The sequence below is a fragment of the Paraburkholderia gardini genome, from assembly GCF_907164575.1.
Taxonomy (GTDB): domain Bacteria; phylum Pseudomonadota; class Gammaproteobacteria; order Burkholderiales; family Burkholderiaceae; genus Paraburkholderia; species Paraburkholderia gardini.
Window position 1 is genome coordinate 20,889 of record NZ_CAJQYY010000039.1, and the last position, 20,125, is coordinate 41,013.

At 63.3% G+C, this 20,125-nt stretch carries 18 protein-coding genes; 14 read left to right on the forward strand and 4 right to left on the reverse strand.

Features of this window, described 5'->3' with window-relative positions:
• The first annotated feature begins 277 nt into the window (after positions 1-277).
• The 4 genes from LPA34_RS24780 (at position 278) to LPA34_RS24790 (ending at position 4,503) form a co-directional block, all read left to right on the forward strand.
• A complete protein-coding gene (locus LPA34_RS24780; protein ID WP_228983442.1) occupies positions 278-1,837 on the forward strand; it encodes a S53 family peptidase in 1,560 nt (519 codons plus the stop codon).
• 118 nt (positions 1,838-1,955) lie between these two features.
• A complete protein-coding gene (locus LPA34_RS24785) occupies positions 1,956-3,611 on the forward strand; it encodes a S10 family peptidase (RefSeq protein ID WP_228983445.1) in 1,656 nt (551 codons plus the stop codon).
• A 490-nt stretch (positions 3,612-4,101) separates the two neighbouring features.
• Entirely contained in the window at positions 4,102-4,227 is a 126-nt protein-coding gene (locus tag LPA34_RS26925; RefSeq protein WP_267478884.1) for a hypothetical protein, read from the forward strand.
• Positions 4,228-4,239: 12 nt separating this feature from the next.
• Complete coding sequence (locus LPA34_RS24790) at positions 4,240-4,503, forward strand: RNA-binding protein (RefSeq protein ID WP_228983447.1); 264 nt, start codon at positions 4,240-4,242, stop codon at positions 4,501-4,503.
• Between the two features lie 36 nt (positions 4,504-4,539).
• Here the strand turns inward: LPA34_RS24790 and nadE are convergent, their stop codons facing one another.
• Positions 4,540-5,391 (reverse strand): ammonia-dependent NAD(+) synthetase, encoded by an 852-nt coding sequence (nadE, locus tag LPA34_RS24795; protein ID WP_228983448.1) that lies wholly within the window; start codon positions 5,389-5,391, stop codon positions 4,540-4,542.
• A 212-nt stretch (positions 5,392-5,603) separates the two neighbouring features.
• Here nadE and LPA34_RS24800 point away from each other — a divergent pair, with 212 nt between their 5' ends.
• Positions 5,604-6,695: a L,D-transpeptidase gene (locus tag LPA34_RS24800; protein WP_411179034.1), complete on the forward strand. Its 1,092-nt coding sequence runs from the start codon at positions 5,604-5,606 to the stop codon at positions 6,693-6,695.
• Between the two features lie 180 nt (positions 6,696-6,875).
• On the opposite strand, the gene LPA34_RS24805 is transcribed toward LPA34_RS24800, so the two are convergent.
• The gene (locus tag LPA34_RS24805) at positions 6,876-7,745 is read right to left on the reverse strand and encodes a DMT family transporter (protein WP_228983449.1); all 870 of its coding nucleotides are present in this window, start codon (positions 7,743-7,745) and stop codon (positions 6,876-6,878) included.
• A gap of 123 nt (positions 7,746-7,868) precedes the next feature.
• Positions 7,869-9,425: an ABC1 kinase family protein gene (locus tag LPA34_RS24810; protein ID WP_228983450.1), complete on the reverse strand. Its 1,557-nt coding sequence runs from the start codon at positions 9,423-9,425 to the stop codon at positions 7,869-7,871.
• A 155-nt stretch (positions 9,426-9,580) separates the two neighbouring features.
• On the opposite strand from LPA34_RS24810, the gene LPA34_RS24815 reads away from it, so the two are divergent.
• Entirely contained in the window at positions 9,581-10,336 is a 756-nt protein-coding gene (locus tag LPA34_RS24815) for a DeoR/GlpR family DNA-binding transcription regulator (protein ID WP_228983451.1), read from the forward strand.
• A 51-nt stretch (positions 10,337-10,387) separates the two neighbouring features.
• Here the strand turns inward: LPA34_RS24815 and LPA34_RS24820 are convergent, their stop codons facing one another.
• The gene (locus LPA34_RS24820) at positions 10,388-11,554 is read right to left on the reverse strand and encodes a 2-aminoethylphosphonate--pyruvate transaminase (RefSeq protein WP_407672620.1); all 1,167 of its coding nucleotides are present in this window, start codon (positions 11,552-11,554) and stop codon (positions 10,388-10,390) included.
• Between the two features lie 279 nt (positions 11,555-11,833).
• Between LPA34_RS24820 and phnS the strand changes: the two genes are divergently transcribed.
• The 8 genes from phnS (at position 11,834) to LPA34_RS24860 (ending at position 19,960) form a co-directional block, all read left to right on the forward strand.
• The gene (phnS, locus tag LPA34_RS24825; RefSeq protein ID WP_228983452.1) at positions 11,834-12,922 is read left to right on the forward strand and encodes a 2-aminoethylphosphonate ABC transporter substrate-binding protein; all 1,089 of its coding nucleotides are present in this window, start codon (positions 11,834-11,836) and stop codon (positions 12,920-12,922) included.
• Between the two features lie 50 nt (positions 12,923-12,972).
• Positions 12,973-14,073, forward strand: coding sequence for a 2-aminoethylphosphonate ABC transport system ATP-binding subunit PhnT (gene phnT / locus LPA34_RS24830; RefSeq protein WP_228983455.1), 1,101 nt, complete (start codon positions 12,973-12,975; stop codon positions 14,071-14,073).
• A complete protein-coding gene (locus LPA34_RS24835) occupies positions 14,051-14,974 on the forward strand; it encodes a 2-aminoethylphosphonate ABC transporter permease subunit (protein WP_228983458.1) in 924 nt (307 codons plus the stop codon). Before phnT ends, LPA34_RS24835 begins: the two co-directional genes overlap by 23 nt.
• Positions 14,964-15,827 carry a 2-aminoethylphosphonate ABC transport system, membrane component PhnV gene (phnV, locus tag LPA34_RS24840; RefSeq protein WP_228983460.1) on the forward strand — a complete coding sequence of 288 codons (864 nt, stop codon included), beginning with the start codon at positions 14,964-14,966 and terminating at the stop codon, positions 15,825-15,827. The genes LPA34_RS24835 and phnV overlap by 11 nt, the downstream gene beginning before the upstream one ends.
• Before the next feature lie 79 nt (positions 15,828-15,906).
• The gene (locus LPA34_RS24845) at positions 15,907-16,662 is read left to right on the forward strand and encodes a phosphonate utilization associated transcriptional regulator (protein WP_228983462.1); all 756 of its coding nucleotides are present in this window, start codon (positions 15,907-15,909) and stop codon (positions 16,660-16,662) included.
• A 22-nt stretch (positions 16,663-16,684) separates the two neighbouring features.
• Complete coding sequence (gene phnA, locus LPA34_RS24850) at positions 16,685-17,944, forward strand: phosphonoacetate hydrolase (RefSeq protein ID WP_228983464.1); 1,260 nt, start codon at positions 16,685-16,687, stop codon at positions 17,942-17,944.
• Positions 17,941-19,395, forward strand: coding sequence for a phosphonoacetaldehyde dehydrogenase (gene phnY, locus LPA34_RS24855; RefSeq protein ID WP_228983467.1), 1,455 nt, complete (start codon positions 17,941-17,943; stop codon positions 19,393-19,395). Before phnA ends, phnY begins: the two co-directional genes overlap by 4 nt.
• 4 nt (positions 19,396-19,399) lie before the next feature.
• Positions 19,400-19,960 (forward strand): phosphonate degradation HD-domain oxygenase, encoded by a 561-nt coding sequence (locus tag LPA34_RS24860; protein WP_228983470.1) that lies wholly within the window; start codon positions 19,400-19,402, stop codon positions 19,958-19,960.
• The last annotated feature ends 165 nt before the right edge of the window (positions 19,961-20,125 follow it).

Below are 20,125 nucleotides of genomic sequence, written 5' to 3' on the forward strand. Positions count from 1 at the left end.
TTCTCTGGTCGTGCTGCATTCGCAGCGCCGCGCAATCATAGCGCGGTCAGGAATATCGTACCGGGGGCGGCTGACGCTGCAAACTGGCCGGACGGCCAGGTGTGACGACACCAGGAACTGTGTTTGAATGGATCTGTCGGACCGTTCAGCGATGTCGTTGAAACGCAGGCACAGCGCGGGTTTCGGGGCGCAGAAGGCCGGTCTTCCCGAAGTTCGTGCGAAGTTCGCGGTTTAAGCCGCGTGGCGTCAGGTCCGTGCACGGAGGAGTATCCATACCATGGCAAAACATCCACTGGCTGGAAGCAATCGGGCGGCGCAGGCAGGTTCGAAGGTCGTCGGCAGCTGCAATCCTGCGGAAACCATCGAGGTTGTCGTCATGCTGCGTCGCCAGGGCGAACCGCAGTTCCAGGCGCTGATGAAACAGATCGAATCGGGCGACCCGAAAGCGAAGCCCGTCTCGCGTGAGGAATTCGCCAGGCGGTTCGCCGCCGCGCCCGACGATATTGCAAAGCTGAGAGCGTTCGCGCAGACACATGGGTTGAGCATCGTCCGCGAGGACGCTGCTGCTGCCACCGTCGTGCTGAGCGGCACGATCGCAAACTTCCAGAGCGCGTTCGACGTGCATCTGCAGCATTTCGAGCATCACTCGATGGGCCTGTACCGCGGCCGAACCGGCGCGATCAGTGTGCCCGACGATCTTCACGGGATCGTTACGGCCGTGCTGGGGCTCGACAATCGCCCGCAGGCGCGGCCGCACTTTCGCATCCGGCCGCCTTTCGCAGCGGCACGAGCACATCAGGCCACCTTCACGCCGTTGCAACTCGCGCAGCTATACGACTTTCCGGCTGGCGACGGCCATGGCGAGTGCATCGGCATCATCGAACTCGGCGGGGGCTATCAGACAGCCGATCTCAAGTCCTATTTTTCGGGGCTCGGGGTTGCCGTGCCGAAGGTGGTATCCGTCGGCGTCGATCAGGGCAGCAACCAGCCGGGCGGGGACCCGAGCGGACCCGACGGCGAAGTCACACTCGACATCGAGATCGCGGGGGCCATCGCGCCGGGCGCGACGATCGCCGTCTACTTCACCGCCAACAGCGATGCCGGTTTCCTCGATGCGGTGAGCCGTGCTGTGCACGATGCGACACACAAACCCTCGGTCATTTCGATCAGCTGGGGTGGACCGGAATCGATCTGGACCGCGCAGTCGCTGAACGCGTTCAACAACGTATTGCAGGCTGCCGCGACCATGGGCGTGACGGTCTGTGCGGCATCGGGCGACAGCGGATCGTCCGACGGCGTCGGCGATGGCGGCGAGCACGTCGATTTTCCAGCGTCGAGCCCGTACGTGCTCGCGTGCGGCGGCACGCACCTGCAGGCGTCTGGCACGTCGATAACGCAGGAGGTCGTCTGGAACGACGGGACAGACGGCGGCGCGGGCGGTGGCGGCGTCAGTACTGCGTTCCCGGTGCCTGCGTGGCAGAAAGGCTTGTCTGCGACGTCTGCGAATGGCGGCAAGACTGCACTCAGCGGGCGCGGCGTACCCGATGTGGCGGGGGATGCGTCGCCCACCACGGGCTACGACGTGTTGATCGATGGCGCGAGCACGGTGGTCGGTGGCACGAGTGCGGTGGCGCCGCTCTGGGCTGCACTGATCGCCCGCATCAACTCGGCAAAAGGGCAGCCTGCCGGATTCGTGAATCCAAAGCTCTATCAGGCTCACGGTGTCTGCAACGACATCACGCAGGGGAACAACGGCAGCTTTTCTGCTGGTCCGGGATGGGATGCGTGCACGGGTCTCGGCAGTCCCGATGGAAAGAAGGTGGCGGCAGCACTATAGTTTTGTGATCGGGTTGCCGGTCTGTCACGAAGATGTGGCGCCGGTAGTCCGTTTGCGTCGATGATGGGCAGCATCGTGCAGGACTTCACAAGACGTCAACGAATCCAATGGAGCGATCATGACGAATTCCGAGTCAGCTTCAGGTAGTCCGCAGTCGCCGCACAATTCCCAGGCGTCCCAATCGCCGATGGCGGCGGCCGTGCCGCATCGGGCAGGAGACAAGCCGTTCTTCGATCCAGTCGCCTACGGCAACGGTCCCGACGACGCCGTGACCGACAGCACCGAGAACGCCGCGATCACAAAGCACACCATCACGACAGGTGGGCGCAAGATCAACTACACGGCGACGGCAGGTCATCTCGTGACGGTCGATTCGAGCAGTTCACTACCGAGTGCGAAGATGTTCTACGTGGCGTTCACGCAGGACAACCAGAAGGAAGAAACGCGTCCGGTCACGTTTTTCTATAATGGCGGCCCGGGGTCGTCTTCCGTGTTCGTGCTGCTGGGGTCGTTCGCGCCACGCCGCATCAAGACATCGATGCCGGGTTTCACACCGCCGGCGCCGTATGCAATGGAAGACAATCCCGACAGCCTGCTCGACAAGAGCGACCTCGTTTTCATTAACCCGGTCGGCACGGGCTATTCGGCGGCCATCGCACCGCATAAGAACCGCGATTTCTGGGGGGTGGATCAGGACGCCGATTCGATCAAGCAGTTCATCAAGCGTTTTCTGACGAAGAACAGCCGCTGGAATTCGCCGAAGTTCCTGTTCGGCGAATCGTACGGCACCGCGCGCAGTTGTGTCCTCGCGTACCGTCTGCACGAAGACGGTGTCGATCTGAACGGCATCACGCTGCAGTCGTCGATTCTCGATTACACGCAGGCGGGCAATCCGGTTGGGGCGCTGCCCACCGCGGCCGCGGACGCGTGGTATCACCGCAAGCTCGGCGTCGCGCCAACGCCGACCGATCTCGGCGCATTCGCTGAAGAAGTCGCCCAGTTCGCGCGCACGGATTACCTGGCCGCGCTACGCAAGTTCCCGACCACCGACAGCGCGACGGTCGAAAAACTGAGCGAATACACGGGCATCGACAAGACAACCTTGCTCGCATGGAGTCTCGATATCGCGGCTTACGACAGTCGGGGTAATTCTCTTTTCCTGACCACGTTGCTGAAATCGAAAGGACTTGCGCTTGGGGAGTATGACGGTCGCGTCACCGGGATCGAAACGGGTATCGCCGGCAAGATCGACCCGAACTCGGGCGGTAACGATCCCACGATGACAGCCGTCACGGGCGTGTACACGGCGATGTGGAATGTCTACCTGAACGAACAGTTGAAGTTCACGTCGAATTCCTCGTTCACCGACCTCAACGATCAGGCATTCGCCAACTGGGACTTCAGTCACATCGACCCGACCGGGGCGCAGAAAGGCATTGATTCGAAGCGCAATGTCATCCTGTACACGGCAGGCGATCTGGCTGCGGTGATGGCGCTTAATGTCGATCTGAAAGTGCTGTCGGCGAACGGTTTTTACGACTTTGTCACGCCGTTCTATCAGACCATCCTCGATCTGCAGGAAATGCCGCTCGTGAGCAATCAGGTTCGCCAGAACCTGTCGGCGCGCTTTTATCCGTCAGGGCACATGATTTACCTCGACGCCGGATCGCGTACGGCGCTCAAGGCCGATCTCGCGAAAATGTACGAATCGGCGGTCGCCAATGCGGGTGCGATGATGCGCATCCGGTCTCTACAGGCGCGCAACAAGAGCTGAGGATGGGGCACAAATAGAAACGGCGGGCTGACGCAAGCCGGCCCGCCGCCCCACTTGTTACTGCACACATGCGTCAAACCGCGATGCACGCGACAGTCTGGCAAGGGCTCGCCATCGCATAGCCGCGTGCAGCCCTTTTCCTCGCGTTCGCCCACCGCATGACGGCGGACGATGCCGACGTGTCGCATTCGATGCGCACGCCAGCCGCCCCGTAAAACAACCTGTACAACCTCGATAACCCGCCGGAATGCCTGTTTTATGGCAACCGGTCGCTACTACCCCCGTTTCTGCCCTGTGTGACGGACAATGAAAAGGACCATGAAAAAAATGGTATTGCCATTTTTTTGCCGTTCAATCAGGTACAGTTCACTAATAACGTCTTGCGATCATGTCATGTGAGCAGGTCATGTCATGGCAAACTGTCGTATCGCATTTGCAGCAGGTTCTGACTATCCTGACATCAGGACGAAATGCAAAGGGGAGATTTGAAATGATTATTCTTTATGTCTCGGTGGCGTTGCTCGGCGCGGCGATTATCCGTCATGCGGCTGCGAAGAACAGGCGCGAGCGCCTGCAGCCGGTTCGTGTGCGCAGTAGTGCGCGGCCCAACCGGTGATCATGGTTCGCCATGAATCTCACCGTCAGGAATATTCCGAAGTCGTGTACTGAGCAGGAAGTGCGTGACTTTCTCAAGAAAGAGTTAGGGCACTACGCGTCCGGGATCGAGGTGCACGAGGTGGGTACGCCCACTGCATACGCCGTCATCGAGCTGGACGCGAGCGTGCCGTACGTCGGTGAGGTCATCGCGCGGCAGGTTAATGCGCTCCATCTGAACGGCGTGGCACTCGAGGCCAGCTCCTCGCTATTTAGCGACGAACCGCCCCAGCGGTAACAGTGAAGCAGCGAGCGGGTCCGTCGTGCTCTCCAGCTATTCGTTCACCGGCCAGTCGAATGGCGTATAGGGCAGCGCCCGCTTGTGTCGCGTCGCGTGATAGAAACGAAAAACGGTCTCGTACACTGCGTCGCTGACCGGCTTGCCCTCCAGAAAATCGTCGATATGCTCGTAGGTGATGCCATACGCATCTTCGTCGGGGCGTAGTGGACGCAGCGTCTCCAGATCGGCCGTAGGTGTCTTCGACGCCATGGCTTCCGTGGCGCCCAGCGCACGCACCAGTTCGCGTACCCGGCGTTTGTTCAGTCCCGCCAGCGGCAATACGTCAGCACCCCCATCGCCGAATTTCGTAAAGAACCCCATCACGGATTCAGCCGCATGATCGGTGCCGATCACGACGCCGGCCCGCGCGCCGGCCACCGCGTACTGCGCGATCATCCGCTGACGCGCCTTGATGTTGCCGAGAATGAAGTCCCGATGCGCGTCGTCGCTGAACGGCGTGCCGCTTGCGACAACGGCGGCGAGCATGGCATCGGCGGCCGGCTTGATGTCGACGGTCAGATTTTCGTCGGCGCGGATGAACGCGAGCGATTGCTGGGCGTCCTTTTCGTCGTGTTGTGTGCCGTAAGGCAGGCGCATCGCAACGAAGCGCGCATCGTGTCCGCCAGCACGCAGACGTTCGACGGCGAGTTGCGCGAGCCGTCCCGCAGTCGTCGAATCGACGCCGCCGCTAATGCCGAGCACGTAGGTCTTCAATGCGCTGTCGTGTAGATAGCGCGCGAGAAACGCGACCCGTCTTTCAATTTCCTGCACCGCATCGAATCGCTGGGCGACATGCATTTCTTCGATGATGCGCCGTTGAAGCAGGGCAGAATCTGTCTGAGTCATCGGTTTTCCTTCGGCGTATTTGACGGTTTTCGTCTTGCGAGTATCGCGCATTGATTGGGCCTGTCACCATGCGATCGCTAAAATCCCGTTCGCCGGCCGGCATTCGATGTCCGATCGTCACGATGAGCAATCCTGGTAATATGTTTCGGGCCTGTCGCGTGCGGGTTGATGAAGTTGAACAATTCAATAACGGGCTCGCTCGAAGAGACGAGATGAACATCGACACATGTCGTGATCAGGCCGACGAAAAAAATGGAATAACAGGCACGGTCGCCGGGTTTTCTGGCGTTCGGCAATTCAACCGGTGTCATCGCTGGATGGGCCGCGCGGCCGTGGCTTCGGTGTGTGCATTGTCGTGCGCGCTCGCGTTTGCCGCCAGTCCCGCATCGACCGTGACGGCGGCGCCGGCGAGCGGCGCGGCATCGATGGTCCGGCCGATACCGCCGCTGCTTCCGGCAACCCCTGCCGCGCCGGCAAGCGCATCGCAGCCCGCGTCGGCGCCGGTTGCTGCGCCCGATGCGGGCCGCGTGGCCGATCCGCGCCGGGCACTGCTGATGCGCAATACGTTCGCACGCGAAGTCACACGTCGCCTGAAGGTACCGGCGGTGGATCAGGCGGCGTACGGCGTGCGTCTGCAGGCGGCGCTGGCGGCAAAAGATCTCGGCGGATTGGCGGGTGAATATGTGGTGCTGGTGGATCGCAACGCTAAGGTGCAGGCGCTCTTCATTTATTTCCGCGCGACGCCGGCCGACAACTGGCAGATGATCGGCGCATCGCCGGTCGCGACGGGCCGGCCGGGCGAATTCGACCATTTCATCACGCCGCTCGGTGTTTTCGAGCATACGCCCGACAACATGGATTTTCGTGCCGAAGGCACGATGAACCAGAACGGCATTCGCGGCTACGGCAAGCGTGATATGCGCATCTTCGATCTGGGCTGGGCCGAAGGCGAGCGCGGCTGGGGGAAAGGCGGCGTGTCGCAGATGCGCTTCCAGATGCATGCAACCGATCCTGACCGGCTCGAACCGTTGCTCGGTATCCGTCACTCGAAGGGATGCGTGCGCATTCCCGCGTCGCTGAATGTGTTTCTCGATCATCACGGCATTCTCGACGCCGAATACGAAGCGCTCGTCGCGTCCGGCCAGTCGCTCTGGGTGCTGCACCCGGACCGGCAGGCAACGCCGTGGGCCGGACGTTACATCGTCGTGGTCGATTCAGGGCGCAAGACGCGGCCCGCGTGGTCTCCGGCGCCCGGCAGCAAGGCTCACGCGAAAATGCCGGCCGGCGGCGACAACGCGGACTAGGGCACCATGAGGCACCACGCAACCGGGTCCGGAAACGGTCAGTGCAATCCGCGTACCCGGGTGGCGACGGGCAGATCAGGTGTGCGTCGACAACTGGGTCTATCGTCGCGACGCCGTTCCGACGCATCGTGATCACGCAACCCAACCCAACGCAACATCACGTGAAGCAACGCGTGATGGTCAGGCCCGCACGAGCCAGACGCCCGCGAGCGCAAGCACGAAACCGGCGATCTGCACGGGCAGCAGCATTTCCCCGAAGCCGATATAGCCTTCGAGGGCGGCAAATGGCGGCGCGAGAAACAGGAGCGCCGTCGCGCGTGACGCGTCGCCGCGACGGACCATCCAGACAAGCAGCGTCACGCTGACGCCCGAAAGCATCACGATGCCCCATGCAAGCGATGCCCACAGCGATGTCGAGGAAATCCAGCGGTGCTCGCCGAGCGCGAGCGCCAGCACTGCGGCGACGGCGGCCGCGCCCAGATTCTGCACGGCGCTCGCGCTGCGTAGATCGGCCTTCGCGAGCGACGTCTTCTGAAACAGCGTGCCCGCCGTGATCGAAACGACAGCAAGAATCGAAATGACGATGACAAGCCACGGCGGTGCACTCCCGTGCGGCACGGGCGCGGCGGCAGCGAGCTTCGGCTCCAGTACGAGCGCGACGCCGGTCAGGCCAAGTACCATGCCGCTCCAGCCGCGCGGGGACAGGCGTTCGCCAAGGAGCGGCGCGGCGACGGCGGCGGTCAGCAACGGCTGGAGCGCGCCGAGTAGCGCCATCACACCCGCGCTCATCCCCTGTGCGACGGCCCAGTAACCCGCACCGAGATACACGCCCTGCAACAACGCACCGGCGAGCAGATGCTTGCCCAGATCGCGGCCGCGTGGCCACGCGGCGCGCGTCGCGAGTGCCACGAGCGTGAACAGTACGGCGGTTCCGCCAAAGCGCGCCAGCAGAAAGAGATTCGGATCGGCAAACGGCGTGATCGCGCGGGCGACCACAAAGCCCGTCGACCACAGCACGACGAACAGCACAGCATTGATGGCTACGAACATGGAACGGCGAACGGCTCGCGACGAACGAAAACGGCAGTGTGATCCACCGTGGACGGTGCGTCTTGTTCGAACCTGCACTGCGGCGCGTAAGCTGGGCGACGGGCGCGCGAAGTCCGGCCGGCGTTACTGCGCGAGCAGAATCGCGCCTGCGCCCAGCACGGCGCCGCTCACGGCGCACGCCCAGAGCAGCGCGCGGGTGCGCCTGATTTCGCGGCCCAGTTCGCGCGTCAGTTCGGCATCGCGCTGTGAGCGTGTCTGGTCGTGCTGATGCTGGAGGTAGAGCACGGCCAGCTGCGGCATGCGCGGCACGATATGCGCGAGGTGCGGCAATTCCTGCGAAATGCGCCTGATCCAGCCGTGATGGCCGAGATCGCGTCGCGCGATGCCCGCGAGCGTGCGTCGCGCGATGTTCCATGTATCGACGCCGGGGTGCAGCGCGCGCGCCAATGCCTCGGCCTGCTCGAACGAGCGCTGCGCATTCGCGAGGCGCGCGGACACGGCGCCCCCGAATGGCTGCACCGCATGCAGGAGATGATGGAACAGTGCGCCGGCTGAACGCGCTTCGGGTTCATCCGCGAAATGGGCTTCCGCGCGGGTGCGCAGTTCCGCTTCGAGCACCTCGGTGCGTGTGCTGGACGGCACGTGACCGGCATTACGGTGCAGGTCGGCGAGGTGACCGTATTGCTGCCCGAAAAGCGCGCTTGCGCCATGAACGAAAAAGTGGCGCTCCTGCGAGGAGAGGCTCGACATGATCGCGAAATCCGCCAGCACGAGGCGTCCGCATGTATCGGGTTCGATACTCACCCGCACGCGTTCGGCGTCGAGCGCCGCGTGAAAGAAGCCATGCTCGAACGTCTGCTCGCTGACTACTTCGATGATATGCGCGGCGAGCGTCGCGAGCTTGATGTGATGTGCGTGCAGTCCAATGACGTTCGCGACCGACAGGGTGTCGATCCGCTGCGCGACGAGCGTGGTGGGCGTACACAGGTCCCAGATCACGGTTGGTACGGCGATCCGCATGTCGCGATCGAAGTGATGACCGGTCTGGCTGAGATTGGCCGCTTCGGCGCGCAGGTCGAAGCGACGCAGCAACTCCTGCGTGAACGATCCGGAGAGCGAGCGCAGTTGCAGCCGGCGCGCGGTGCCCGAAAACTTCTCGAGCCAGCGCGCGACCCAGCGCAGGAGCGCGGCCTCGTCGCTGATCTGCTCGACTTCCGCCTCGCGCAGCAGCTTGATCGACACGTTGCAGTGACCGTCGACGGGCGCGATCAGACGTGCGATATGCGTCTGTTCGGCAAAGCCGTTGCGTGCAGGCACGAGATCGACGGATGCGAACAGCGTGGTGAGCGGGCGTTCGAAGGCCGCCTCCAGTGCGCGTTCGACCGCTTGCGGCGGTAGCGGCGCCTGCATGTGGTCGACGGCGTCGATCACGTCGTGCAGCGTGCCGCCCGCGAGCTCCGGATGTTCGACGAGCGCGGCGGCGAACGCGCTGGCGAGCGGGCCGAGTTGCGGCAGCGCGCCATGAAGGCTTGCGCGCGCCTTGTCCGATCCATGCAGACGGCTTACAAGTGTAGCGGCCCAGCGCAGCTTGTGGTGTTCCGGCGCCGCGAGCCAGATAAGCCGCGCGCCGTAGCGCAAAGCGTGAAACAGCAGCAGGAGTCGGCGAAACAGTGGGCGCATCGGTAGTTCGTGTGACGGAGCGCGCATCGACGATGCGTGACGGGAGCGCACAGGGTAGCAGGGAAGCACATGGGGCAGAGCGTTCCCGCGGATCGCGTAATACAATACGCCGGCCTTCCGAACTCACGTGTGCCGTCAGCCCGGCGCCCCCAGAGATGCTCGCAGAACAACGTCATCAATACATCCTGTCGCAGGTCGCCAGAAACGGCGCGTTGTCGGTCGCTGAACTCGTTCGCGAGCTGAACGTTTCGCGCGAGACGATCCGGCGCGATCTGAATACGCTGGCCGGCCGCGGCCTGATCGTGACAACTCACGGCGGCGCGCTGTCGAGCGACCGTCGCGAGCCCGATCTCGATACGCGTGAAGCAGCGAACGCCAGCGCCAAGCGCGCGATCGGCGAACGCGCCGCGCAGTTCATTCCCGACGGCGCATCGGTCATCATCGATTCGGGCAGCACGACGCAGGCCGTCGCGCGCGCGCTGACCGACCGGCACCGGCTCACCGTCTACACCAACGACTGGCGCATCGCGCTGCTGCTCGGCAGACGCAACGACAATCGCGTGACGCTGCTCGGCGGCGAGCTGTCGGATCTGGAAGACGCCACGTTCGGCCTCGATACGATCCATCAGCTGGCCCAATACCACGCGGATTTCGCGCTGATCGGCGCGGGCGGTATTTCAGCCGATGCGTGGCTCACCGATTACTCGCGCATGGCCGCCGAAGTGCGCAGCCGGATGATCGCGGCAGCCGGAATGGTGATCGTCGTCGCGGACAACTCGAAGTTCGGCCGTGTCACGCCCGTGCGGATCAATGGTTTCGAGTCGGCCCGCTATCTCGTGACCGAGCTGGCGCCGGACCGCGCGCTGGCGAAAGCGATCGCGACGCGCGGCCCGGAAATCCTGATCGCCTGAGGCACCCGCATTTCCACGGCCTTCCCCTGCATTCCGCCGCCGCGTCTGCCGTCAGCGCATGCGCACGCCCAGTTTTTTGAGCGAGCGGTCGATCGCAGCCACCGCGCTGTGCAGTTCGTTCGCGTCGATAGCACCGATGCAGCCCACGCGGAACGTTTCCACCTGCGTGAGCTTGCCCGGATACAGGATATAACCGGCATCTCGCACGGCCGCGTAAAAGTCCACAAAACGCCACGCCGGGTCTTTCGGCGCGTGGAACGTGACGATCACCGGCGCCTGCACGTCGGCCGCGAGGAACGGCTCGAAGCCGAGCGCTTTCATCGCGTCGATCAACGTTCGGCAGTTCTGCTGGTAACGCGCTCCGCGCGCCGGCTGGCCACCTTCGGCGATAAAGCGGTCGAGCGCATTGCGCAACGCGGCGATGACGTGCGTCGGCGGCGTGAAACGCCACTGCGTGGTCTTCTGCATGTACGCGTACTGGTCGTGCAGATCGAGTGCGAGCGACGGCGACTGGCCTTCGCTCGCCAGCAGCACGCTGCGCTTCACGATCACGAAGCCCATGCCCGGCACGCCTTCGAGGCACTTTCCGCTCGCCGATACCAGCGCGTCGATGCCGCCTTTGCGCAGATCGATCGGCAGCGCGCCAAACGAACTCATTGCGTCGACGATCAGGCTTTTGCCATGACGCTGACACAGCGTGGCGATGTCATCGAGAGGATTCAGGAGGCCCGCGCTCGTTTCCAGATGCACCTGGGCGACGTGCGTGATGCGCGCGTCGCTGTTGAACGCATCCTCGATCGCTGCGGCGCTCGCCGGCTCGTCGTCGCGCAGCGCAAGCTCCACGTACGCGATACCCATGCGCTGCAGGATCTTGATGATCCGCGTGCAGTACGCGCCGTTGTTCGGCACGAGCACGCAACCGTTACGCGGCACCAGCGTGCCGATGGCGGCTTCCACGGAGAATGTGCCGCTGCCCTGCATCGGCACGCACACGTAGTCATTTTCGCCATGTACGATTTCGAGCAGGTCGGCGCAGACGGTTTGCGTCATCTGGTTAAAGGCGACGTCCCACGATCCCCAGTCACGCAACATCGCCTGGCGGGTTTCGGGCGAGGTCGAAAGCGGCCCCGGCGTCAGCAGGATTGGATCGTTTCCGAGAATCACACAACCTCCGTAGTCAGATGAAATGCGCACTTTGCGTGCGCGAGCAATATGCATATTATTGGCGAATTGTGTCATTTTTTGGAATTCGTGAAAATAGTCATGCCGCTGTCACGGAAACCTGTGATTCTTGCCGTGCCCGGTCAGGCAAGGCATGGGGTTACGGAACAATCCGCCGGCCGGACGTCTCGCTGGAAATGAATCAGTAAGGTTGTCAGCAATCTGCAATCTGGCTGTGGCAATGCAAAAAAAAACGGGCACGGCGTACGCGCCGTTTCAATCACAACAGGTATGGGGTTTTCCCGACCGTCTGGTTTTTGCCTTTCGGAGAGCGACATGACAGAGAAGAATCACCTTCACACGACGGCCGGCATCGTCCGCAAACTGCTTCCGGCACTCGTGGCCGCGGCGGCATTCGGCGGCGCGGCCTTGCCGGCACACGCGGCTGACGCGGTGGTGCTGTACACCGCCGACGGCCTTGAGAACCTCTACAAGGACGTGCTGCCCGCGTTTGAGAAGAAAGAAGGCGTGAAGGTCAACATCGTCACCGCGGGTAGCGGCGAAGTGGTGAACCGCGCGACGATCGAAAAGGATGCGCCGAAGGCCGACGTGCTCGTCACGCTGCCGCCGTTCATCCAGCAGGCGGGCCAGGCGGGCCTCCTGCAGAATTACGAAAGCGTGAACTACAAGAACGTGCCGGCGATCGCGAAGGCGTCGGATGGCGCGTGGGCGACGTTCGTGAACAACTATTTCACGTTCGCGATCAACCCGGAAGTCACGAAGACCCAGCCGAAGACGTTCGCCGACCTGCTGCATCCGGATTACGCCGGCAAGGTGGCGTATTCGAACCCGGCAACGGCGGGCGACGGCATGGCCGTGATCATTCTCACGACCGCGCTGATGGGCGAAGACAAGGCGTTCGACTACCTGAAGAAGCTCGAGCAGAGCGCGAAGTTCCACACGAAGGGCACGGGTTACCTCGACGTGCTGCTCTCGCGTAACGAAATCGCGCTCGCGAACGGCGACCTGCAGATGGACCTCGACGACGCGGCCAACGGCGGCCTGTCGCTCAAGCCGATTTTCCTCGCGCACGAAGGCGGCCAGCCGACGACGTTCCAGCTGCCGTATGCCATTGGTTTGATCAAGAACGGCCCGAACCAGGCGGAAGGCAAGAAGCTGATCGACTACCTGATGTCGAAGGAAGTGCAGTCGAAGGTGCCGGATATTTTCGGTATCCCGGGCCGTACGGACGTTGCGCTGACCGGCAAGAACGGCGAAATCGTGAAGAAGGCGACGGCAGGCGTGAAGGTGATCCCGGTGGACTGGAATCAGGTGATGGCGAAGAAGGCTGACTGGACGGCACGCTGGAAGAATGACGTGATCGGTTCGTCGGGCAAGCAGCTCGAAGTCGTCAAACCGAAGTAACGCGCGATCGTTCCCTGTACTAGCACTATCCATGTTGGAGGATGAAACCGGTGAATACGGCCAGTCTTGCTCATCCAGGCGCGCTTGGCGCCGAACCGGACGCGCTCGGCGATGCGCGTTCGGGCACGCCGGGCGGCGTGCAGATCGATCATCTGACGGTGCGCTTCGGTTCGCGCACGGTACTCGATGATCTGTCGCTGACGATCCAGCGCGGTGAATTACTGACCGTGCTGGGCCGCAGCGGTTGCGGCAAGACGACGCTGCTGCGCTTTATCGCCGGTTTCATCGAAGCCGACGGACTGGCGGGCACGCTGACGGTCGCGGGTCGCGACCTGACGCATGTCTCGCCGCATCGTCGCAATCTGGGCCTGCTGTTCCAGAGCTACGCGCTGTTTCCGCATCTTTCCGTGTACGAGAACGTCGCGTTCGGGCTGAAGGCGCGCCGCACGCCCGCGAAGGATATCGCGCGACGCGTCGCGGATGTGCTGAAGCTCGTGCAGTTGGGCGACGCCGGGCACGTGATGCCCGCGCAGCTGTCGGGCGGCATGCAGCAGCGCGTCGCACTGGCGCGCGCGCTCGTGATCGAGCCCGACGTACTTCTGCTCGACGAACCGCTATCCGCGCTCGACGCCAATCTGCGCGCGTCGGTGCGCTCTGAACTCAAGGCGCTGCATGAGCGCCTGCCGAACCTGACGATCGTCTGCGTGACACACGATCAGGACGACGCGCTCGTGCTGTCCGACCGGACGCTCCTGATGCGCGACGGCCGTATCGCGCAGCTCGGCACGCCGCAACAGCTGTATGACGCGCCGAACGACGCGTTTGTCGCGCGTTATCTGGGCGCGGCGAACCTGATGCCGCCGCAGGTCGCGTTCGCGATGGGCGATGCCCGCTACAACGAACGTGAACGCGTGGCGTGCCTGCGCCCGGAGAGCATGCGCATCGTGCCGCTGGGCGAAGGGCAGTTGCACGGCACGATCGCTTCCGTGGAGTGGTACGGCGCGGTGCTGTCGGTATCGGTCACGCTCGACGCCATGCCGAACGATCCCGTTCTCGTCCAGATGCAACGCAGCCACGGCATGATGCCGGAGAAGGGCGAGCGCATTTCCCTGCACTATGAGGCTGACGATGTCGTCCTTATCCAGCCCTGAAGCGCTCGCCGACGCACATCGCGCGGCCAGCGGCGCGGCGCACCGGGCGGCGGTGCGCCGCCGCGAGCGCGCGGCGCAATGGCATCTGCTGTTTCTCCTCGTCGTCGTACTTGGACCGCTGGTGATTTATCCGCTCGTGCGGCTCGTGTTGCTGAGCCTCTCCGGCCCGCACGGGTTCGGTGTTCACGCGTACGCGCAGTTCTTCCAGAATCCGGAGACGAGCGGCGTCGTCGGCACGACGTTGTGGATCCTGTTCGCGAGCGCCGGGCTCGCGTCGCTGCTGGGCGTCGCGCTGGCGTCGCTGCTGTTCTTCAAGCCGTTTCCCGGCGCGCGGATGGTGACGCGGTTCCTCGAACTGTTCGTGGCGTTTCCATCGTTTCTCGTCGCGTTCACGCTGATCTTTCTGTACGGCTCGCAGGGCTCGGTCAGCATCGGGCTGCAACGGCTTTTTCATCTGGAGAACCCGCCGCTCGACTTTCTGTTCGGCATTGGCGGCGTGATTCTCGCTGAAGTGGTGTTTTACGCGCCGTTCGTCGTGCGTCCGACACTCGCTTCGTTCGCCACGCTCGACATGCGTCTGATCGAAGCGGCGCGCAGCCTCGGCGCGCACGGCTGGATGGTCGCGTTTCGCGTGATCCTGCCGCTCGCGTGGCCGGGCATCGCGGCCGGCACGATTCTCTGTTTCCTGCTGACGCTCAACGAGTTCGGCATTCTGCTCGTGCTTGGCAGCGCGCATCTGATCACGCTGCCGGTGGCGATCTACAGTTCGGCGACGGTCGACCTCGATCTGCCCACCGCGGCGGCGGGCGCCGTCGTCATGCTGGCGATGTCGCTGTCGCTTTACGCGCTGTATCGCCAGGTCAACCGACGCAAGGCAGGAGGCGCAGGCCATGGACGCTGAACTCGACCCGGTTCCGCTGCCGGCAATCCATCATCGCGCACGGCCGGTGAAGCGCAACATACTGGTGCGTTTCGCGGGCTCCGTGCTGCTCGGTCTCGCTGCGCTGCTGTGTTTCTGGCTGTTCGTGTTGCCTGTGGTCGTGGTCGCGCTCTCGAGCGTCGCGGCGCACTGGTCGGGCACGATCCTGCCCGATGGTTTCAGCATGCGCTGGTTCGAACGCCTTGGTTCCAGCGATTTCGATGCGCTCACCACGAGCCTCGAAATCGGCTTCGGCGTTGCCGTGCTCGGCACCGCGCTTGGCTTGTGGCTTGCGCTGGCGCTCGAAGGACGCGATCGCCGCGGGCTTGGCGTGCTCGTCGATACGATCGCGATGATGCCCAACGGCGTGCCCAGCGTCGTGCTCGGTCTGGCCGTGCTGATCGCGTATCACAAGGCGCCCGTCGACCTGTCGAGTTCGGCTGCGATCGTCGTGTTCGTGCAGCTCGCGCTCGTCTTGCCGTTCTGCTATCGCTGCGCAAGCGCCGCGTTGCGCCCCGAATTGACCATCCTGCGCGAAGCGGCGGCCAGTCTCGGTGCGCCGCCTGCGATGGTGTTGCGTCGCGTGGTGCTGCCGCAGCTCGTACCGGCGATCCGCGCGAGTCTCGCGCTCGGCTTTGCGTTATCGCTCGGTGAACTGGGCGCGACGCTGACTGTTTATCCGCCGGGTTTTGCAACCGTGCCGATCGTCGTCGTTGGACAGGTCGAGCGTGGTTATTACCTGCCGGCTTCCGCACTTTCGCTGATTCTTCTGCTCGTCTCGCTCGCTGCGCTGCTGCTGATTGCCGCTCGCGTACCACGCCGTCGCGTGGACTGACCGGCCGCCGTTCAAAAATTTTCCCGCGATGTGCCCTCGTTGGCGCATCGCGCATATCGATGTGGCAAAATATGTCGAAATGACCGAAAATATGCAAACTGTTGCCGTCGATGCAATTGACGTGGTGCGCAGGCATTCGCTGACAACCCTGGTGCGCGATGCGATCGAGCGCCAGATCGCCGACGGCAACCTCGCGCCTGGCGACAAGCTCAACGAAGCCGGTTGGGCCGCGCGGTTGCAGGTATCGCGCGGGCCGGTGCGGGAAGCGTTTCGCGCGCTGGAGCAGGCCGGGCTCGTGCGTACCGAGAAAAACCGTGGCGTGTTCGTGCGTACCGTGACGCTCGCTGAGGCCGACGAGATTTACGCCGTGCGCGCGGTGCTGGAAGAAGCGGCGTGCCGGATGCTGGCGGCGCGTCTCGACGGAATACAGCTCGCGAAGCTGCGCGGCTGGGTGGAGAGCATGCAGGACGCGCTCGCCGTGCAGGATAAGGACGCGTACACGCGCGCCAACGTCGCGTTTCACGACACGATCGTGGTCGCGACGGGCAACGGCAAGCTGTACGAGACCTACCGGCGGCTGGTTGGCGAACTGAATCTTTTCCGTCGTGCGGCGCTTGTCGCGCATGACGATGCGATGGAGCGCTCGCTGGACGAGCACCGCGCGATCCTCGCGGCGCTTGCCGCGCGCGATGCGGAGCACGCGGCGGCGCTGATGCGCGCGCACGTGAACGGTGGCCGGCAGCGTGCGCATGAAGCTTGTGAACCGGCTGGAGCGCGGTCGATGCGGTCTGCGGTAGCGGCCGTTCCAGTCTCGACTGATGAAGAACGCGCGTGATCGACGCGAATGGATGAAGACGATGTCAAACCAGACTCAACGCAGTTTCGAAGCCAATGGCCGCCAGTACGCCTTTCCGTCCACGCCGGTTGTTGTCGTGTGCGTCGATGGTTGCGAATACGACTATCTGGAAGCCGCGGTCGCGGCCGGCGTCGCGCCGTTCCTCGGCAAGATGTTGAAGGGCGGTGCGGCCTTCAAGGGCGACTGCGTGATTCCATCCTTTACCAACCCGAATAACCTGTCGATCGTGTGTGGCGTGCCGCCTTCGGTGCATGGTATTTGCGGCAACTACTTCTGGGATCCGGACGCGAACGGCGGCAAGGGCGCCGAAGTCATGATGAACGACCCCGCGTATCTGCGTGCCGGCACGCTGCTCGCCGCGGCGTCGGAAGTGGACGCGAAAGTGGCGGTCGTGACGGCGAAAGACAAGCTGCGCCGTCTGCTTGGCTGGCAGATGAAAGGCATCTGCTTTTCCGCCGAAAAGGCCGACAGCGTGACGCGCGAGGAAAACGGCATCGACAACGTACTCGATCTGGTCGGCCTGCCGGTGCCGGACGTCTACAGCGCCGGACTGTCGGAATTCGTGTTCGCGGCGGGCGTGCGGCTCGCTGAAACCCGCAAGCTCGACCTGATGTATCTGTCGACCACCGATTACGTGCAGCACAAGTCCGCGCCGGGCACCGAAGGCGCAAATGCGTTCTACGCGATGATGGACGGCTACCTCGCCCAGCTTGACGCACTTGGCTGGGTGGTCGCGCTGACCGCCGACCACGGCATGAACGCAAAGCACGATCCGGAGACGGGCGAGCCCAATGTGATTTATCTGCAGGACGTACTGGACGACTGGCTCGGCGCGCGGACCGCGCGTGTGATTCTGCCGATCACCGATCCCTACGTGGTTCACCACGGCGCGCTCGGTTCGTTCGCGACGGTTTATCTGCCGCGTGACGTCAGCGCCGCACAGGTCATCGAACGCATTGGCGGTCTGCCGGGCGTCGAGGTCGTGCTCGACAACAAGGCCGCATGCGAGCGTTTCGAATTGCCGAACGACCGCGTGGGCGACATCGTCGTGGTCAGCACGCGCAACGTCGTGCTGGGCACGCGCCGCGAGCAGCACGATCTTTCGGGTCTGACGGTGCCGCTGCGCTCGCACGGCGGTTTGTCCGAGCAGACCGTGCCGCTGCTTTTCAATCGCCCGATTGAGCGTTCCGCGACGCAAGGCCGGCGCCTGCGTAATTTCGACATCTTCGATCTTGCGCTCAACCATGTGGTGAAATCATGAATGCGCTCACACATAAGGATCACCCCGCGTTTCGTGCAGAAGCGCTGCGTCTGAGGGGCGAGCGCGCGATGCGCGATCGCACGCTCGATGTATTCGATCCTTATACGGGGCTGCGTGTGGGTACCGTGCCGCTTGCAAGTGTCGACGATGTGCGCGGCGCATTCGAATACGCAGCCGCGTATCAGTCGACGCTCACGCGCTACGAACGCTCGCACATTCTTGAGCGCGCTGCCGCACTGCTGCGGGAACGCACTGAAGAAGCGTCGGATCTGATTTCGCGCGAATCCGGCTTGTCGAAGCAGGATTCGCGTTACGAGATCGGACGCGTTGCGGACGTGCTGAAGTTTGCGTCGATCGAAGCGTTGCGCGACGACGGCCAGAGTTTCTCGTGCGATCTCACGCCGCATGGCAAGAAGCGTCGCGTGTTTACGCAGCGCGAGCCGCTCGCGGGGGTGATCGTCGCGATCACGCCATTCAACCATCCGATGAATCAGGTTGCGCACAAGGTGGCGCCGGCGATCGCGACCAACAACTGCGTGTTGCTGAAGCCGTCGGAGAAAGTGCCGCTGTCTGCGTACTATTTCGCGGACATCCTGTACGAAGCCGGTTTGCCCGCGCCGATGCTGCAGGTCGTGACGGGCGATCCGCGCGAAATCGCCGACGAGCTTGTGACGAATCCGCGCGCGGAACTGGTGACGTTCACGGGCGGTGTGGCAATCGGCAAACACATCGCAGCGAGAGCGGGCTACCGGCGCGTCGTGCTGGAACTGGGCGGCAACGATCCGCTGATCGTGCTCGAGGACGCCGACCTCGAACGCGCGGCCACGCTGGCGGTGCAGGGCTCGTACAAGAACTCCGGGCAACGTTGCACGGCGGTCAAACGCATGCTCGTGCAGAAGAGCGTCGCGGCGCGTTTCACCGAGCTCGTGGTGGAGAAGACACGCGCCTGGGTCTACGGCGATCCGTTCGACACGGCAAGCCAGATGGGTACCGTCATCGACGAAGCTGCTGCGATGTTCTTCGAATCGCGCGTGAACGAAGCGGTCGCGCAGGGCGCGCGGCTGCTCGTGGGCAACCAGCGCCGCGGTGCGCTGTATTCGCCGACGGTTCTCGATCAGGTCGACCCTTCGATGGCGCTCGTGCGCGAGGAAACGTTCGGTCCGGTGTCGCCGGTCATCACCTTCGATACGCTCGACGACGCGATCCGGATCAGCAACGGCACGGCGTTCGGATTGTCATCGGGCGTCTGCACGAACCGTCAGGACGCGATTATCCGTTTCGTCAACGAACTGCGTGTTGGCACGGTGAACGTATGGGAAGTGCCGGGCTACCGGTCGGAACTGACGCCGTTTGGCGGTATCAAGGATTCAGGCCTTGGCTACAAGGAAGGCGTACAGGAAGCGATGAAGAGCTTCACGAACCTCAAGACGTTTTCGTTACCGTGGGAGTAAGAGCGTGGCATTAAGTCTGGACGACATCCGTACGTTGTTCGAGCAGTACGGCGAACTCGCCTATAGCGGCGAGCCGGTCACGCAGCTCGAACACGCATTGCAGAGTGGCGCGCTCGCGGAAGAAGCAGGTGCGAGCGATGCACTGATCGCCGCGGCTTTCCTGCACGATCTCGGACACCTGCTGAACCAGCAGGGCGAGACGCCGACGGTGCGCGGCATCGACGACCTGCATCAATATTTCGCGTTACCGTTCCTGCGGCCAGTGCTGCCTGAGGCGGTACTCGAACCGATCCGTCTGCATGTGGACGCCAAGCGCTGCCTTTGCGCGATCGATGAGACGTACTTCGGGCAGCTCTCGGCCGATTCTGTGCGAAGCCTCGAATTGCAGGGGGGTATCTATAGCAGCGAAGAAGCTCAGATCTTCCTGGCCAGACCCTGGGCGGAAGATGCACTGCGCCTGCGCAAATGGGACGATCGCGCGAAAGAAGCGAATCGCGACACACCTTCCGTCGATCACTTTCTGCGGATCGTCGGACGGCTGATGGAAAAGCCGGCCATCGTCTGATCGACGACATCTCTGGTTAGCGGAAACCACCCCTCTGTTCACCTCAATCGCCGTGTTCAGGCGTCGCCTTGATGTTCTCAAAAATAACGCTTGCCAGGCATGGAGGAGGTGGCTAGAATCTCGATCTTTCGCGCTTTCGGCAAGGGAGTGCGGGGGAGGCGGGAA

Coding starts and splice junctions, on each gene's coding strand:
- LPA34_RS24780 (WP_228983442.1), top strand. CDS start 278: ATGGCAAAACATCCACTGGCTGGAAGCAATCGGGCGGCGCAGGCAGGT.
- LPA34_RS24800 (WP_411179034.1), top strand. CDS start 5,604: ATGAACATCGACACATGTCGTGATCAGGCCGACGAAAAAAATGGAATA.
- LPA34_RS24815 (WP_228983451.1), top strand. CDS start 9,581: ATGCTCGCAGAACAACGTCATCAATACATCCTGTCGCAGGTCGCCAGA.
- phnS (WP_228983452.1), top strand. CDS start 11,834: ATGACAGAGAAGAATCACCTTCACACGACGGCCGGCATCGTCCGCAAA.
- LPA34_RS24810 (WP_228983450.1), bottom strand. CDS start 9,425: ATGCGCCCACTGTTTCGCCGACTCCTGCTGCTGTTTCACGCTTTGCGC.
- phnY (WP_228983467.1), top strand. CDS start 17,941: ATGAATGCGCTCACACATAAGGATCACCCCGCGTTTCGTGCAGAAGCG.
- LPA34_RS24845 (WP_228983462.1), top strand. CDS start 15,907: ATGACCGAAAATATGCAAACTGTTGCCGTCGATGCAATTGACGTGGTG.
- nadE (WP_228983448.1), bottom strand. CDS start 5,391: ATGACTCAGACAGATTCTGCCCTGCTTCAACGGCGCATCATCGAAGAA.
- LPA34_RS26925 (WP_267478884.1), top strand. CDS start 4,102: ATGATTATTCTTTATGTCTCGGTGGCGTTGCTCGGCGCGGCGATTATC.
- LPA34_RS24785 (WP_228983445.1), top strand. CDS start 1,956: ATGACGAATTCCGAGTCAGCTTCAGGTAGTCCGCAGTCGCCGCACAAT.
- LPA34_RS24835 (WP_228983458.1), top strand. CDS start 14,051: ATGTCGTCCTTATCCAGCCCTGAAGCGCTCGCCGACGCACATCGCGCG.
- phnV (WP_228983460.1), top strand. CDS start 14,964: ATGGACGCTGAACTCGACCCGGTTCCGCTGCCGGCAATCCATCATCGC.
- LPA34_RS24790 (WP_228983447.1), top strand. CDS start 4,240: ATGAATCTCACCGTCAGGAATATTCCGAAGTCGTGTACTGAGCAGGAA.
- LPA34_RS24820 (WP_407672620.1), bottom strand. CDS start 11,554: ATGCATATTGCTCGCGCACGCAAAGTGCGCATTTCATCTGACTACGGA.
- LPA34_RS24805 (WP_228983449.1), bottom strand. CDS start 7,745: ATGTTCGTAGCCATCAATGCTGTGCTGTTCGTCGTGCTGTGGTCGACG.
- phnA (WP_228983464.1), top strand. CDS start 16,685: ATGTCAAACCAGACTCAACGCAGTTTCGAAGCCAATGGCCGCCAGTAC.